Below are 15,517 nucleotides of genomic sequence, written 5' to 3'. Positions count from 1 at the left end.
ATGCTGCGGCTTCGTTGTTGTTATGGAACGGTCTTGAACCACAGGCCGCTCGTGCCGTCGTGTTTGCGGCCGTTCGCGATGAGCGGCTCCGCGTCGTCATGACGGACCTGGAAGGCGGCCCATCCCGTATAGGTGCCGCCGACATATATCTTCGTCCGGAGCGGGGGATCCGGAGTGACGACCGCGACTGCGGGGTAATCGGCGCCGGCGGATGAGACCAGGGTGAAGTCGAACGCGTTGACATCGACCGCCGCGTCCGGGTTGGCGTGAGAGTCGATGCTGACGGTCACTTTTGCCAATATGTATTCATAGCCTTTGCGCGGCGCTTTGTTGAAGCGGTTCGTCGCATAGATTTGATCCCATGCTTCCTTCCCTCTAACAATCTCCTCGATGGTTATGCTTCCTGTCGCCGTCGCATCGGCTCCGTTGCCCGCCGCAAAGGCCACCGTCTCGCCCAGCGAAGCCGGATGCTGCCGGGAACCCTTGCGCGATTCATCCGCCGCATCTTGCGCGGCCGGTGCAGCACGCGGAGACGAATGGAGCGTAATCGTCTGGCTGGTCTTGTCATAGCGCACGGCGGCCCCAAGCGCTTCCGAGACGGTGCGCAACGGCACATAGACGGTGCCGTTGATGTCCCGGATGTCCGCATCTATTTTCTTCCCGTCCACGATCAGCTTGTACGACCCGGCGGCCAACGCTCCGGTTGCAAATGCGGCAAGCAGCATCACGAACGCGAGTCCGATGAACCATCTATTTTTCATGTCATCTCTCCTCATGAAGTTATGTATCTTAGCATGTATCAGATTCTATCATTGCTAGGACTTGGCCTATGTTTCCCGCAGCAGCGGCATTGCTGCTTGATAGTCTATCAGTAGTAGGACTATTTTACCATATTATCATCTCGTTTGCTCTGCTTCACGCTGCGAGTAAGCGGGGAATGCACGGCTGACATGGGGCGGCCTATGCCGCGGCCAGCCAGCTGATGGCATATAGAATCCACACATGCAGTGGATAAAAGAAATAGAATACGTACTTGGCCCATGGCTGGTCCGGGCCTCGTTCTCTGTTATAGGCCATTATCAGCGGGATGGCAAAGATCATCATCCATTGCGGATTGACCACGAACAGGTAATGCGCCGTCCACATCTCCTCTCGGTGCACATGGGCGTACGGGGCGAGCGAGAGCACGAGAGAAGAGAGGATGAACGCCGGCATCATCGCTTTGGTGCCTCGAAGCAGATGGAAGACGATCGCCATCGACACCGCCAGCAAGCCGTACTCGACGAAGAACATGGCTCCCATAATCGTGCCGCAGATCAGGATGCCTCCCGCCGTCTGGCCTGACGATCTCGCCCAGTCCAACGCTGCCATCAGCACGAGCGCGGCGAAGAGCGAGAGGAAGATGTTATTGTCAATCGTGCCGCCCGGCATGGCCAACGTCAGCAGCTCGCTGCCTGCCGCCATCACCAGAGCGAAAATGAACATGCGCAGCATGTAGCGCCGGATGTCGCGCGTATGGGCGTAGCCTTCCGCCGCGAAGAAGAAGAAGATGGGGGCGGCCAGCCGTCCCGCGCTATGGAACCAGTCGGGAGAATCCGGGAAATAAAAATGAATATGATCGAGCAGCATGAGTGCGAGCGCGAGCAGCTTCAGCGTGAACGCGTTCAAGGCGTGGAATCCCTCCTTGCGATAGCGGCCGCGGCGTGCGGGCCGCGGTTGTCCATTCCCTTATCATAGCACAACCAGGGAGGAGGATTACGAAGAAAGTGGTTGAATTTGGTATAATGTCGATAGCAGCATCGCAGGTGCATGTCGAATCTGCCGCGGCGTGCGGCAGACTTGCCGTATTTTACAGGAGAGGAGCCGGGTATCTATGGATTTGCAACTGAAGGACAAGACGGCCATCGTGTTGGCCTCATCCAAAGGCTTGGGATTGGCAGCAGCCTCCGCGCTGGCGGGGGAAGGGGCGCGCGTGACATTGGTCGGCCGCCAGGAAGAGACCGTTCGCGAGGCGGCGGGACAGATAGAGGCACGGACAGGCAGCCGGCCGCTTGCCGTCGTGGCGGATATTACCCGCCCGCAAGACATTGAACGCATCGTAGCCGTTACCGTGGAGCGGTACGGCACGGTCGACATTCTGGTCAACAATTGCGGCGGGCCGGCACCGGGAACCTTCGATGAGATTGACGACTCGGCCTGGCAGCACGGCTTCGAGCTGACGCTGCTCAGCTATATCCGCTCCATTCGCGCCGTGCTTCCTTATATGCGCGGCCAGAAGTTCGGGCGCATCGTCAATGTGACCTCCTCCGCACATAAGGAGCCGATCGAGAATCTCATCGTCTCCTCCACCCTGCGGGTCGGCGTGCTCGGGCTTGCGAAGACGTTGGCTCCGGAGCTGGCACGGGACAATATTCTCATCAATACGGTCGGTCCGGGCCGCTTCGCGACCGATCGCGTCATCCAATTGGACCAGTTGGCCGCGGAGGCGCGGCAGGTGGAGGTCGGCCAGATCGAGGAGGAGCAGCGCCGCCGCATTCCTATCGGACGATACGGCAGCCCGGAGGAGATGGGGACGCTGATCGCGTTCCTCGCCTCGCCGGCGAACAGCTATATGACCGGACAGGCGGTGCTGGCCGACGGGGGAGCCGTCCGCTCGCTCTAAGCCGGAACGATGTATCGCCATGCGGGCCCCGAGAGACAAATTCTTCTTTCGGGGCTGCGTCCGTTGGCGGCAGGGGAAGGGGCGGTACCGCTGTTGAACGCCATGCTATAATGGGTTCAGATTATCGATAAGGAAGGAATGGACGCATGAAATCACTCGTTCTGGCAGAAAAGCCTTCGGTTGCGCGGGAGCTCGCGCGCGTGCTCGGATGCCGCAACTCGCATAAAACATATTTTGAAGGTCCTGATTATGTCGTCACCTGGGCGCTTGGTCATCTGGTCGGGCTGGCGGAGCCGGAAGACTACGATAAGAACTACCAGACCTGGCGCCTGGAAGATCTGCCGATCATCCCGGATCGGATGCGATTGAAGGTGCTTCGGGAATCATCTCATCAATTCAAGGCCGTCCAGCAGCTCTGCAAGCGTCAGGACCTGAAGGACCTGATTGTCGCGACGGACGCGGCACGCGAAGGAGAATTGCTCGCCCGCTGGATTATGCAGATGGTCAAGTGGAACAAGCCGTTCCATCGTCTCTGGATCTCCTCCCAGACAGACAAGGCGATTCGGGAGGGCTTCCGCCAATTGAAGCCCGGCAAGGCGTTCGATCGGCTGTATGAATCGGCCCGCTGCCGCGCCGAAGCCGATTGGCTCATCGGGTTGAATGTGACGCGGGCGCTGACGACCAAGTTCGAGACCCCGTTGTCCGCCGGCCGGGTGCAGACGCCGACGCTGGCGATGCTGATGAAGCGGGAGCAGGAGATTCGGGAGTTCCAATCGCAGGAATATGAGACGGTGCACGCTGACTTCGGCGGCTTCGAGGCCGCATGGCGCGCCCCGGGCGGGGATGCCCGCCTGTTCCGGCTGGAAGAGGCTGCGGCGCTGACCGAGAAGCTGAGAGGGCGCGAGGCGCTGATCTCCGGCTTGAAGAAGTCGGAGAAGAGCGAGCCGCATCCGCTCGCTTACGATTTGACCGAGCTGCAGCGGGACGCGAACCGGCGCTACGGCTTCTCCGCGAAGCAGACGTCGAATGTGCTGCAGCGGCTGTACGAGCAGCACAAGCTCGTAACGTATCCGCGCACGGACAGCCGGTATCTGTCTTCCGATATGACGGGGACGCTGCCCGAGCGGCTGGATGCGATGGCCGTTGGCCCGTACGCCGCGATCGCGAAGCCGCTCCTGCGCGGGAAGCTGCATGTAACGAAGCGCATCGTCGATGATGCGAAGGTGACGGATCATCACGCCATCATTCCTACGGATGAGCCGCTGCGGCTGGCCAATCTGTCGCCGGAGGAGCGCAAGCTCTATGATCTCATCGCGCGCCGCTTCCTCGCCTTGTTCTTGCCCCCGGTCCGTTACGAGCAAGTCGCGGTCACGATCGGCATGGGCGGGGAGCAGCTGCATGCGAAAGGCAAGACGGTCATCGACAACGGCTGGAAAAAGGCGTATGAGAACGATTGGGAGCTGGCGGATGACGATGACGATGCCGACGAAGCGGGCAGGGCCGAGCAGCGCCTGCCGAGCCTCACCCAGGGCCAACGGCTGCAGGCGAAGCGCGTCCTTACCCGCCGCGGACGGACGAAGCCGCCTGCAAGATATACCGAAGCTACGCTGCTTACCCAGATGGAGAAATACGGACTCGGCACGCCGGCGACCCGGGCGGATATCATCGAGAAGCTGGTCTCCTCCGACACGATCGAACGCCAAGGCTCTTCGCTCCAGCCGACCGGCAAGGGGACCCAGCTCATCAACCTCGTGTCCGAGCAGCTTCGTTCGCCGGAGTTGACGGCACAGTGGGAGCGCGAGCTGGAGCAGATTGCCCGCGGTTCGGCTCAGACGTCTGCCTTCATGACGGATATCCGCAAGATGACGGAACAGCTCGTGAGCGAAGTGAAGCGGAGCCAGGCGGAGTATAAGCCGCATAACCTGACGAGCAGCCATTGCCCGGAGTGCGGATCGCGGCTGATGGAGCGCAAGGGGAAGCGGGGCAAGTGGCTCGTCTGCTCCAACAAATCATGCGAGTACCGGCGCTCGGAGGAGAAGAATCTGTCGAACCGGCGCTGCCCGCAATGCCATAAAAAAATGGAGTTCAAAATCGGCAAAGCCGGCAAATTCGTGCAGTGCCTTCCTTGCAACATTACGGAGAAGCTGGAGGAAGGCGGCGGCCGAATCAAGAAGCATGAAGAGCGGAAGCTGGTCAAGCAATTCGAGAAGCAGGAGCCGCTCGGCAACAATCTGGGCGATCTGCTCAAGGCCGCGCTGGCGAAGCAGAACGGCGAATAAGGAAGCGCAAGCGAAAAGGAGAAGGGGGCGAGAGCCGCGATGCGGATCGTCATATTGGACGGCCATGCGCTCAATCCCGGCGATCTGAGCTGGGACGTGCTGCGCGCAGCGGTCGCGGAGGCGGCGTGTATTCCAGCGGCCGAAGTGCAGGTGGAGGTGTATCCGCGCACGGAGAGGAAGGAGATTGATGCCCGGGCGCAAGGGGCGGATATCGTGCTGACGAACAAGACGCCGCTGACTGCGGAGACGCTGCGGAAGCTGCCGTCGCTCCGTTATATCGGCGTGCTGGCGACTGGCTATGACATCGTCGATGTCGATGCGGCGCAGTCGCTGGGCATCACCGTGACGAACGTCCCGGGGTACGGCGCGGACAATGTCGCCCAATTCGTCTTCGCCCTGCTCCTTGCCTGGTGCCACCGGGTGGAAGCCCATGATCGCTCGGTGAAGCGGGGCCGCTGGTCCCGCCAGCCGGACTTCAGCTACGGGCTGTCGCCGCAGACGGAATTGGCCGGCAAGACGTTCGGCATCATCGGCTACGGGCAGATCGGGCGCAAGGTGGCCGGGCTGGCCCGGGCATTCGGGATGGATGTCATCGCAACCACCCGCACGGTGCCGGCAGGCGAAGCCGGGATTCGGTTCGTCAGTCAGGATGAACTGCTGGCCGAGGCGGATGTCGTGTCGCTGCATTGTCCGCTGACCGAAGAGACGCGCGGCATGGTCAACCGGACCTTCATCGGGAAGATGAAGCGGACGGCGGTGCTCATTAATACGTCCCGCGGCGGGCTGCTGCATGAGCAGGAGGTGGCCGGCGCGCTGCGGGAAGGGCGGCTCTGCGGCGTCCTGCTGGATGTGCTCGCGGAGGAGCCGCCTTCGGCATCGCATCCGCTGCTCATGCCCCATCAGCGGCTTATCGTCACGCCCCATATGGCCTGGGCTTCGCAAGCAGCCCGCCAACGCCTGCTCGCGATCGCTGCCGATAATATTCGTGCCTATCTGATAGGCTCTCCACAGCATGTCATCCATCGCTAGGAGAAGGCGGCGATGAAGACGCCGCTCAGGAATGACCCGGGCTTCGTTCCCGGGTCATTTTTTTGGCATGCCATGAATATAAATAGTTGGGGCGCTTCCTTTCTTTTACTAGATTGTCCTCGTTTTTCTATCCGAACGACTCTCGATTCCTACCATATCTTTTCTATGTAATGGTAACAACATTGTTTATATTAATCCCGCTTATTTTCCCTTTTTGTCATGTTTCTGTAATGTCAAAATGCTAGACTTGTATTATAGTAGTGTCGAAAGAAGGAGAAGGAAGTGGAGATTGAGCATGAATGATCGAAACGTGATGTCGAGAAACACACGGAAGCGGAAGAGCAAGAAGAGATGGATCGGGCGGACGGTATTGTTGCTGCTCGTTATTGGCATTTGCTATGGTGCTTATTCGGTCGCCAAGAGTCTGATAGGCACCGGCACCGCGTCGGCGACCGGCAGTGAACTGGTTGTCACGGAAGTAGCCGCATTCGCCTCGGCAGCGGTCGAGAAGGAAGTGCCGAAGGAATATAACGGCATGACCCGCAAGGTCGCCTATCTTACATTCGATGACGGACCAAGCAAGTATTCGAACGACATGCTGGATCTGTTGGACAAAAACGGTATCAAGGCAACGTTCTTCATGCTTGGCGACAATATGAGAACCTATCCCGACGCGGTGAAGCGTATCGTGGAAGACGGCCATTATCCGGGCCTTCACAGCATGTCCCATGATTACAACAAGTTGTATAAGAGCGGCGGTTCAGGGAATTTCATCAAGGAATTCCAGGAAGCCCAAGGCATCGTCAACGATCTGACCGGCGTGACACCGACGCTTATCCGGGCTCCATACGGCAGCGCTCCGCAGATTGGGAAATCATTCCGCGGCGATATCGCGCAGGCCGGATTCAAGATGTGGGACTGGACGCTCGATTCGCTGGACTGGCAATATGTCGGGCAGCCGAATCGGATTCTGGAGCAGGTCAAGGCCGGACTGACGGAGGACGTGGAGGTCATCCTGATGCATGATCGCGAACAGACACTGGCTGCTTTGCCGTCAATTATCGAGTATATCCAGAGCAAAGGGTATGAGTTCGAGGTCTATGATCCGAACGCCCACTTTGCCTGCAATTTCCATCATGACAAGCGTCTGTAGCAGGAACTAGGGAGGTACGAAGAGTGGCAGGATTGAGAACATGGGGGGCAGCGGCGGCTATATTGTCCATCGCCGTGGCGATATCAGGATGCGGCGCATCGCCGACGACGCAAATTTTCGACCGGTTCGAGAAGGCTTCGTCGACGGAAGTGAACGTGCCGGCCGCGATGAGCTCGCTGAAAACCCTTGAAGATAAAGATGAGAAGCAATACATTTCCATTATTAATCAAGGCAAGCAGGATAACCGTAACGTGCAGACGCTGATCGACAATACGAATCAGGCGCTCGCCGAGCGCAAGCAGGTGCTGGAGCAGATGAAGGCCCAGTTGGACGAGGCGCGCGATCAGATTGGCGAGATGGACGGCATCATCGCGAATCTGAAGGAAGAGGAGCTGAAGAAGCCGGCGGAAGAAGCCTATCAAGCGTATGTGAAGCGGTATGACACGTTCAAGTCGCTCTTCGAGAGCTACGAGAAGTGGATTGAACATGAGCAGTCGCTGTACGAGCAGCTGAAGTCGGAGGATACGAAGCTGAAGTCGATCAATAAGGCGGTCGCGGAGCGGAATGAAGCTTACCGCCAGGTCGAAGAATTGAAGACGCAGTTCAACGATTACACGACGCAGTTCAATACGCTCAAATCGGCCTTCTACGAGAAGGCGGGCTTGCAGGTGAAGAAGCCTGAGCAGCCGAAGGAAGATAATGACTCCGTCGATCCCGAATTAGAAATTCCGCCCATCGAGAACGACGGCAGCGAATGATGTAATGCTTAGCCCTCATCGCTTTTTCTCCGCCCTGCAGGCGGGGGAATTGGCGGCGGGGGCTTTGTGCCGTTGCAACAGGTTCTTGCCTGTCCCATTGATGTGGCGATTGGATCAAAAAAAGCATCCTTATCCGCAAGGATGCTCCGGACGAACGGTATGACGGGGTGCCCCGTTACCCCCATGTCTTGTGCACAAATTCGGCAGCGATTAGAAAGACGACGTAAGAGACGATGGCGGAAGCAATGTAGGTGATGCCGATCTTCACACGCTGCTGAAAGAGACGGACGATCCCCAGACTGACGAGCGGACACACGATGAGCAGAAAAAACAGCACCGTCACGAACAACTGCGGGCTTATGGAACTGATATCGACGTATGTCATGAATAATCACCTCTTGAACCGATGGTTGAGCGTTGCTCCTGATTGCACATCTATAACCAAATCTAGCCTTCCATATGTAGTGATATACATCACAGTATCATTATAACGATTTGCTGTCCCCGCGTCTTCTATTATGATTCCAAGATTAAGGCGATTTTGAGGCAAATTGGAGGAAAATGCTGCAGTTCCGCCGTCGAAGGCAGCTGCAGGCACCGGTTGCGCCTTTGAACCGGGCTTGCCGGCTGAAGCCCTCCCTCATCGTTTGCGGGAAATTTGTAATCCGGTGATGTATTCACGCAAAAGATCGGCGCCTCTCGTGCTATAATACGGATCAAACAGAGCTATCGAACAAGAAGGAAGGGCAGGAGACCAGGATGCAATATATGGTAGGGATCGATGTCGGCGGCACGAATATCGTGTGCGGCCTGGTAAATGAGCGGTATGAAATGGTTGGAAAGCTGAAGCGGCCTACGGAATCGGCGCTTGGCGTCGACCATGTGTTGGACAAGATCGCCAATATGATTGATGAGCTGTTCGTTCAGTTCGACGCGGATCGCAGCCTTCTCCTGGCTGTCGGCGCCGGAATCCCGGGGTTCATCGATCCGGAGCGCGGCGTGAGCATCTTCGCGTCCAATCTGAAATGGAATAATGTAGATGTCTCCGGACGGCTTAGCGCTAAGGTCGGCGTGCCGGTATTCATCGATAACGATGTCCGGATGTACGTCTATGGCGAGGCGATGAGCGGAGCCGGCCGGGGCGCGGGCGTCGTGCATGGCGTCACCATCGGGACCGGATTGGCGGCAGCTACCGTCGTGCAAGGGGAGCTCTATTACGGAAGCGGCTTCATGGCGGGAGAACTGGGCCATGTCGCCATTCCGGGCGAGACGACCCCGTGCGGATGCGGGCTGACCGGGTGCCTGGAGACGGTGGTCTCCGCGACAGGCATCGTGCGCCAAGCGAAGCAAGCGCTGGAGGGAGGACGCGAGAGCCTGCTGCGCGGCCCGTACGAGCGGGGAGAACTGTCTGCGGCCGATGTCTCGCAGGCATATGACGAAGGAGATGCGCTCGCCATCGAGATTATGGAATATACCGGCCAGGTGCTCGGAACTGGACTGTCATATTCCATCTCGCTGCTGAGCCCGGATGTCATCGTCATCGGCGGCGGCGGCGCCATGGCCGGCGACCGGCTGTTGAAGCCGGTGCGGGAGACGCTGTCCCGCTCCGTCTATCACGGCTATCTGGAGCGGCTCACGATTCGCCAGGGCGAATTAATCGATGACGGAGGCGTCATCGGCAGCGCGGCCTTCGCCAAGCGCCGGGCCGAGAAGCTGCGGCAGACGGGCGAGGGGATCATATAACGATTGGAGCCTCGCCTCCATGCGAAGCGAACGAACAGCCCTATCGGCTGTCACGATAAGAAGTGCCGGGAAGGAGGCGGAAGGATGGAGTATCCGGCTCGCAAGGAAGATCTAACCTCACTCATGCTGCAGGAAAGGATTGTCGCCATATTCCGCGGCTTTACCGGAGAAGCTGCCGATCAGGCAGGGGAAGCGCTGGTAACCGGCGGGATCCGGTTCATGGAGGTCACCATGAATACCGAAGGCGCTCCGGATATCATTCGCCGGTGGCGGAATCGGTTCGAGGGGCGCGCCTTCATCGGCGCAGGTACGGTGCTGGATGCCGATATGGCCCGAGAGGCATTGGCGGCGGGAGCGGAGTTCCTCATCTCGCCGAATCTGGACGAGGCCGTCATCGACTATGCTGCTGCGCGCGGCGTCGATGTATGGCCCGGTGTGCTGACCCCGACGGAGATCGTGCGGGCGTGGAATGCCGGGGCCAAGGCGGTCAAGCTGTTCCCGCTTGGCACGCTGGGGCCGAATTATATCCGCGAGATTCGCGGTCCGCTGGCCCATATTCCGATTATGGCGACTGGCGGCGTCGATCTGTCGACGATGGAAGCTTATGCCGCGGCTGGCGCCTCGGCATTCGGGCTTGGCTCGAAGCTCGTCCGGGGCGAGGACATCCGTTCCGGCAATTACGCGGGGATGGCAGAACATGCCGCCCGCTTCGTCCGGCTTGCCCGGACCTTGGGATAGCGGAACCATGCGGCAGAACTGCTGCTGCTAGCTGATTCGAGAGAGACGCTGCTGCCAAAGGAGAGTCGAGTCCCCGCACAAGGGCGAAGACGGCAGCGGAGGAGAGATCGCCCCTTCGGGGGCTCCGGCATGGGGCGCTGCGATGAACCGCAAGCGAGATGCCGGAGCGCGCGAAGGGAGCTTCCTATTGCGGGGAGGAACCCCCGGACTAGAGCTTCAAATCAATAAAAACAGAATCGCCCTGCGGCTTATTGTCCGGTTGAATCAGTTCGCTAATCGAAGGCCCGATATCCCCCTCGTCTGCTTGGGTCGGGTCTTGTTTTTTCTTCTCCATCTCCATTTTTTTCTTCAGCAGCTGCTGAATTTGCATGTCAATGACTTGCATCTCCATCTTGAGCGCCTTTATTTTTTCGTCCTTCACCTTTTGTTCATCGTCGCCCGTAGCGACGGCCAACATTTTCTCCGCAATGACGGCTTTTCGTTTATTGAGCCTTTCAATTTGCCGGTCGATGCCGCTGGCTGCACCGCTGCCAGTGCTGGCTAGGCCGCCTGCAGATACCGCAGATACATTCATATTCAATCCTTCCTTTCTCCCTCAAGGGGTAGATGCGTGCCGGGGCCGCTTGGCGGGCAGCACGGGCATCTCGCCATAATACTGAAGTTATCGGTTTTCTATCGCAATATTTGAACAGTTACGGCAAAATTTAGGATGTTGGAGTTCGTGGAAACGAACCGCAGCAAATGGATGTTTTCCGGAAGGCAGCGGTTGATCCCTTTGCAAGCTTGCTTTTATGGCATCTTGAGCCGTAAATCTAGGAAAATTTGGACATATGGTATACAATAAAAGTAAATTGATTTCGGGAAGGATAGCCATTGTGGCGGCTGCTGATATAAGAAGATTTTCAACAAACGATCCTGCACATCGCCGCTCCCAATGCATGCCGGACATGCAACGACGGCTGCGGCACCGATGGGATGGATGAACCGGAAAGTGAGGCGATATGAATATGACAGAGATGACTGATCTGTGGTCCTACAGCATGGGGGCGATGGCCGCGCTGGGCTGCCTCGCCGGAGGAACCTGGACGCTGGCGGTGAAGAGCCAGTCTCCACGGCAATTGCCGGTGCGGAATGAGCCGGAGCGCCCGTTCGAGCGCGTCTCCTTCGACGGATGCGCCACGCTGCATGGCTGGTTCGTCTGGGGCAAGGGGAACACGCCGGCGAAGCGTGCTCCGGTCATCATCCTGTGCCACGGATGGGGCTCGAACCGCGAGCGCGTGCTCCGCTACGCTTATCCGCTGGCGGATGCCGGCTTCAATCTGCTGCTGTATGATGTCAGCAGCCATGGAGACAGCGGGGCGGTCAAGGCCCCTTCGCCGCTTTTGTTCCGCGATGACCTGCTCGCCGCGGTTCGATATGTGCGCACCCGTTCCGACGTCGAGCCGGAGCGAATCGGGGTGCTCGGCCATTCGTTGGGCGGCTTCGGCGCCGTCATGGCGCTCGATAGCGGACTCGATGTGCAGGCGCTGGTGACAGATTCCATGCCTGCGCGCCCATTGACCCTGGTCGCTGCGGAGCTGCGCCGCCGGCGGCTGCCGTCTTATCCGCTCGCTACGGTTATTCCGCGTATCTGGCTGTACCGCTCCCAGATTCCCGTGTCGGTCTATGAAGAGCTGGATCTGGCCCGCTCGCTGTCCGACAACGAGGGCCGGACGGAAGGCCGGGTGCCGGTGTTGATGGTGCATTCCCGGGGGGACGGCTTCATCCCGGCCGGGGAACTGGAAGGGATTCTGACCCGGCTGGCGTATCCGCAGCAGCACGTCTTCGTCGACAGTCCGGGGCATAGCTGCTCGGAGCAGGATCCCCGCTTCTGGCCGGAGGTGCTCCCGTTCTTCCGCTGGCATCTGGGGCTGTCGGCCGAGATGCCTTGTTCTTATCCGGAGCGGGCGCCTGCGGCGCGGCAGACATTATTAACTTGAATCCGATGATGCGCAACCGTTTTTTTAGGCTGGTTGCGCATTTTTTTATAGGCAAATGCCGCATCGATTCGCTACGGCTCGTCTTTTTCCAGGAAGGGGGGAAAGGGATGTCCAGGCGGAACAAGCCGGAACCCGCACTGTTGCTGATGGACACTGTCGAGCGGAATAGAATCGTCAGAGAACGGGAACGGCGGAGCGCCTTCCATAACTAGACAGCATCTGCAAAACCCATATGGTACGATACGAACCACCAAAGGCGGACAACACCGCCGGATGGAAAGGTGGGTTGCGGATTGGTTGATGCAGACGTGCGATTGGGCGGGGAATACGATGAGGGAACGGCTATCCGGAAGCGGCCAAGACGGCGCTCCTCGTTCTCCGTATTGCGTATTCTGCTCTTGGGCTGCTTCATCGTCAGCGTAGTGGCCGGACTAGCCCTGTGGCCGACGGTGGAAGCCCGTCCCTTCGAAGTCGTGCTGAATGATGCGAAGGCGATGACGAAATGGTTCGAGGAACGGTTCACGGAGCGGGAGGGTATCTCCTCTTTCCGTTATGAAGGCAGTACGGACACGCTGACGGCGCAGGTGACGGAAGCGTTGTCGGCCGCGCTTCATTCTGATCCATTTATCAGGTACAACGTAAGCAAGTATTCGTTCCAATGGAAAGGGAGCGTCGATTATGCGCTCGTCACCGTATATGTCGAATATAGAGAAACGCGGGAACAAACGCAGTTCGTCTTGAACCGCGCCCATGAGATTGTGCAGGAGATTACGGCCCCGGATGATTCGCCGCATCAGAAGGTGAAAGCGATACACGACTATGTCGTAAGCCATCTCACCTACGACGAGGGAATGACCAAGTTCACGGCGTACGAAGCGCTGACCGAGGGCAAGACCGTGTGCCAGGGCTACGCGCTGCTGGTACATGCCATGCTGATTGAAGCGGGCATTCCGGGCCAAATTATCGAAGGCGAGGCGGGCGGCACGCTGCATGCTTGGAATCTGGTGCAGCTGGACGGTTCATGGTACCACTTGGATGCGACTTGGGACGACCCGCTGCCTAACCGGGACGGCCAGATTCGGTATACGTATTATTTGCGCACCGATGAAGAGATGCGGGGCGATCATATCTGGACGGCGGAGCAGGCTCCGGCCGCCGACCGGGCCTATGCGTTGGCCGTCGATCAGATGAAGGCGGAGGGCGGCGCGCTGAGCAGCTTCGCCCGCCAACTGGAGAAGGTATGGAGCCCGGACGTGCTCCTGGCCGAACGCGCCGTTCATGACGCCTCCACCCTGGCCGAGCGGTTCCAGACGGCCCTCGAGTCCGGCAGCGAGCGGATGCAGCTTCGGTATGAAGGCGACGAGCTGCAGCTCCGATCGGATCTGCATGACATGGTAGCGATGCTCGGTCTTCCCGCTTCGCTGGAATACCGCGTCTCGTCGCTGACGAACAGCGAGGATCGGATCGTGGAGATTACGATTCCGGCTTCGCCCTAACTTACGGTAGTCCTCTTCCTCTCTATAAGGCCCCGGTTCCGTGCAGGCGGAACCGGGGCCTATTTATTATATATAATGTATAAATTTTTTTGTATCAATTGATACTTTAGGGAGTTTGTGATAAAATTTTGGTATCAAATGATACTTCATTGGGGAGGTTATAAGGAGGGCCGTCGTGAGTGAGTGATTTATCTAAGGAACAGTTTTTAACTAAGATGAAGGAATTTATTCGTACAGGTCGGAGACATTTTGTAGCACGGACTCGGAACGGCGTGTCGTATCTTCAGCATCTTGCAGACCTAGGGCTTACAGATGTTGAAGAGGCTTGGGAATGTGTATTGGACCTTGAACCTACCCATTATCATTCTGGACCAAGTCTTGATTATGGGGATATAGCTAGTGGTCTAGTAATATGGGTCTTCAAAAACGAAATTAACGGAATTATGGCTTATATTAAGCTGAAAGATGAAACCGAAAGACGTGGATGCGTATGTCTATCCTTCCACGAAGATGAACCTTAGGGCGGGTGGAGATTACGCTCGTCAAGAAGCGATTACATGATGGAGGGCCACTTATGAAATATGACAATAGAATCAGATTCTGCGATCATTGCCAATGTGAACGTGAGGTCGAGGTTCTTGAAAGAGAAGCAAGGTATACATTCCGGAAGGAGCCATTTGATATTATTGAGCAGTATATGAAATGTAACATATGCGGAAATGACGTTACCGATGAGAAATTGGGCACGGAAACCTTGAAAAAATTAAGCCAGGCATATGAAAATAAACATTCGATCAATGCGGAGTCGATTAAAGAGTTACGCCAGCAGTTCGGCCTGACTCAATCGCTCTTTTCAAAAATCTTGAACATGGGAATTGCTACGATAAAAAGGTATGAAAGCGGAAGTTCTTCGCCCTCAACAACCCAAATTCATGTTCTGAAGTTACTAAAGAATAATCCAGAGTCCATATTGAAGTTCTACGAAGAAAACAAGGTAAGGCTCACTTCTGAAGAACAGCATGCCGTGGAGAAAAAGTTTACACAGCTTTTTTCCGAAAATGAATTGGAACGAATGTCTTCGCAACTCTTCGAAATGATATATAAACCCTTCCAAAACACCGTCAATAATGGATTTTCTGCGGTCAATATGAAGAAGTTTTTTCATATGATTTTCTACTTCGGGCAGGAGGGAGTTTTAAAAACCAAGCTGATGAAGCTTCTATGGTATGCTGACTTTTTGATGTACAAACGAAATCGAATGTCGATCAGTGGTGTACCGTATATACACAAGCCATTCGGCCCTGTCCCCAAAGATTATGAAATGGTGTTGGGATGTCTTGAAGGATTGAATCAAATTTCGATTTCTACGGAAGAGGAACGGGATGGATTCACCAGAATAACAATTACCTCGCTAGAGGAATTTGAACATGAATTATTCACTTCGCAAGAACATGAAGTGATAAGTTTTGTACAAAAATATTTTGAATATTATGGTTCAGGTAAAATCAGTGATTTTGCTCATGATACATTGGCTTGGAAGGAAACACAGAATGATGAGTTGATACCCTACAGTTATGCTGAAACCATCCAGCTCCAATAACATTCTTGACACAAGCACCGCCCGCACGACAAGAAGCTCCTGTCGGGCATCTGCCCGGGAGGAGCTTCTCTGAACTGAAC

The 15,517-nt window shown here is 56.9% G+C and carries 15 protein-coding genes; 11 read left to right on the top strand and 4 right to left on the bottom strand.

Features of this window, described 5'->3' with window-relative positions; translation table 11 throughout:
• Positions 1 to 20: 20 nt before the first annotated feature.
• Positions 21 to 761 carry a stalk domain-containing protein gene (locus FLT43_RS12745; protein ID WP_164776341.1) on the bottom strand — a complete coding sequence of 247 codons (741 nt, stop codon included), beginning with the start codon at positions 759 to 761 and terminating at the stop codon, positions 21 to 23.
• 199 nt (positions 762 to 960) lie between these two features.
• Positions 961 to 1,668: a TraX family protein gene (locus FLT43_RS12740; protein WP_087444568.1), complete on the bottom strand. Its 708-nt coding sequence runs from the start codon at positions 1,666 to 1,668 to the stop codon at positions 961 to 963.
• A gap of 205 nt (positions 1,669 to 1,873) precedes the next feature.
• On the opposite strand from FLT43_RS12740, the gene FLT43_RS12735 reads away from it, so the two are divergent.
• The 5 genes from FLT43_RS12735 (at position 1,874) to FLT43_RS12715 (ending at position 7,881) form a co-directional block, all read left to right on the top strand.
• The gene (locus FLT43_RS12735) at positions 1,874 to 2,662 is read left to right on the top strand and encodes an SDR family oxidoreductase (RefSeq protein ID WP_087444569.1); all 789 of its coding nucleotides are present in this window, start codon (positions 1,874 to 1,876) and stop codon (positions 2,660 to 2,662) included.
• Positions 2,663 to 2,808: 146 nt separating this feature from the next.
• The gene (locus FLT43_RS12730) at positions 2,809 to 4,941 is read left to right on the top strand and encodes a DNA topoisomerase III (protein WP_087444570.1); all 2,133 of its coding nucleotides are present in this window, start codon (positions 2,809 to 2,811) and stop codon (positions 4,939 to 4,941) included.
• Between the two features lie 39 nt (positions 4,942 to 4,980).
• Entirely contained in the window at positions 4,981 to 5,970 is a 990-nt protein-coding gene (locus FLT43_RS12725) for a D-2-hydroxyacid dehydrogenase (RefSeq protein WP_087444571.1), read from the top strand.
• A 295-nt stretch (positions 5,971 to 6,265) separates the two neighbouring features.
• A complete protein-coding gene (locus tag FLT43_RS12720) occupies positions 6,266 to 7,123 on the top strand; it encodes a polysaccharide deacetylase family protein (RefSeq protein WP_244194351.1) in 858 nt (285 codons plus the stop codon).
• Positions 7,124 to 7,146: 23 nt separating this feature from the next.
• Positions 7,147 to 7,881 (top strand): YkyA family protein, encoded by a 735-nt coding sequence (locus tag FLT43_RS12715; RefSeq protein ID WP_087444572.1) that lies wholly within the window; start codon positions 7,147 to 7,149, stop codon positions 7,879 to 7,881.
• A gap of 175 nt (positions 7,882 to 8,056) precedes the next feature.
• Here the strand turns inward: FLT43_RS12715 and FLT43_RS12710 are convergent, their stop codons facing one another.
• Entirely contained in the window at positions 8,057 to 8,266 is a 210-nt protein-coding gene (locus FLT43_RS12710; protein ID WP_087444573.1) for a hypothetical protein, read from the bottom strand.
• Positions 8,267 to 8,640: 374 nt separating this feature from the next.
• On the opposite strand from FLT43_RS12710, the gene FLT43_RS12705 reads away from it, so the two are divergent.
• The gene (locus tag FLT43_RS12705) at positions 8,641 to 9,624 is read left to right on the top strand and encodes an ROK family protein (RefSeq protein ID WP_087444574.1); all 984 of its coding nucleotides are present in this window, start codon (positions 8,641 to 8,643) and stop codon (positions 9,622 to 9,624) included.
• 84 nt (positions 9,625 to 9,708) lie between these two features.
• Positions 9,709 to 10,362 (top strand): bifunctional 4-hydroxy-2-oxoglutarate aldolase/2-dehydro-3-deoxy-phosphogluconate aldolase, encoded by a 654-nt coding sequence (locus FLT43_RS12700; RefSeq protein WP_087444575.1) that lies wholly within the window; start codon positions 9,709 to 9,711, stop codon positions 10,360 to 10,362.
• 208 nt (positions 10,363 to 10,570) lie between these two features.
• Here the strand turns inward: FLT43_RS12700 and FLT43_RS12695 are convergent, their stop codons facing one another.
• Positions 10,571 to 10,936, bottom strand: coding sequence for a FlxA-like family protein (locus tag FLT43_RS12695; RefSeq protein ID WP_087444576.1), 366 nt, complete (start codon positions 10,934 to 10,936; stop codon positions 10,571 to 10,573).
• Positions 10,937 to 11,369: 433 nt separating this feature from the next.
• Between FLT43_RS12695 and FLT43_RS12690 the strand changes: the two genes are divergently transcribed.
• The 4 genes from FLT43_RS12690 (at position 11,370) to FLT43_RS12675 (ending at position 15,437) form a co-directional block, all read left to right on the top strand.
• Positions 11,370 to 12,341 carry an alpha/beta hydrolase gene (locus FLT43_RS12690; RefSeq protein WP_087445381.1) on the top strand — a complete coding sequence of 324 codons (972 nt, stop codon included), beginning with the start codon at positions 11,370 to 11,372 and terminating at the stop codon, positions 12,339 to 12,341.
• Between the two features lie 293 nt (positions 12,342 to 12,634).
• The gene (locus FLT43_RS12685; RefSeq protein WP_087444577.1) at positions 12,635 to 13,837 is read left to right on the top strand and encodes a transglutaminase domain-containing protein; all 1,203 of its coding nucleotides are present in this window, start codon (positions 12,635 to 12,637) and stop codon (positions 13,835 to 13,837) included.
• Between the two features lie 179 nt (positions 13,838 to 14,016).
• Positions 14,017 to 14,358 carry a hypothetical protein gene (locus FLT43_RS12680; RefSeq protein WP_244194352.1) on the top strand — a complete coding sequence of 114 codons (342 nt, stop codon included), beginning with the start codon at positions 14,017 to 14,019 and terminating at the stop codon, positions 14,356 to 14,358.
• Between the two features lie 53 nt (positions 14,359 to 14,411).
• Positions 14,412 to 15,437, top strand: a complete 1,026-nt coding sequence (locus FLT43_RS12675; protein WP_164776337.1) for a type II TA system antitoxin MqsA family protein — start codon at positions 14,412 to 14,414, stop codon at positions 15,435 to 15,437.
• Positions 15,438 to 15,517 lie beyond the last annotated feature (80 nt).

The organism is Paenibacillus thiaminolyticus, assembly GCF_007066085.1.
In the GTDB taxonomy this organism is placed as follows: domain Bacteria; phylum Bacillota; class Bacilli; order Paenibacillales; family Paenibacillaceae; genus Paenibacillus_B; species Paenibacillus_B thiaminolyticus.
Note: the sequence above shows the minus strand (reverse complement) of the source record. Positions and strands in the feature narration are given on the sequence as shown.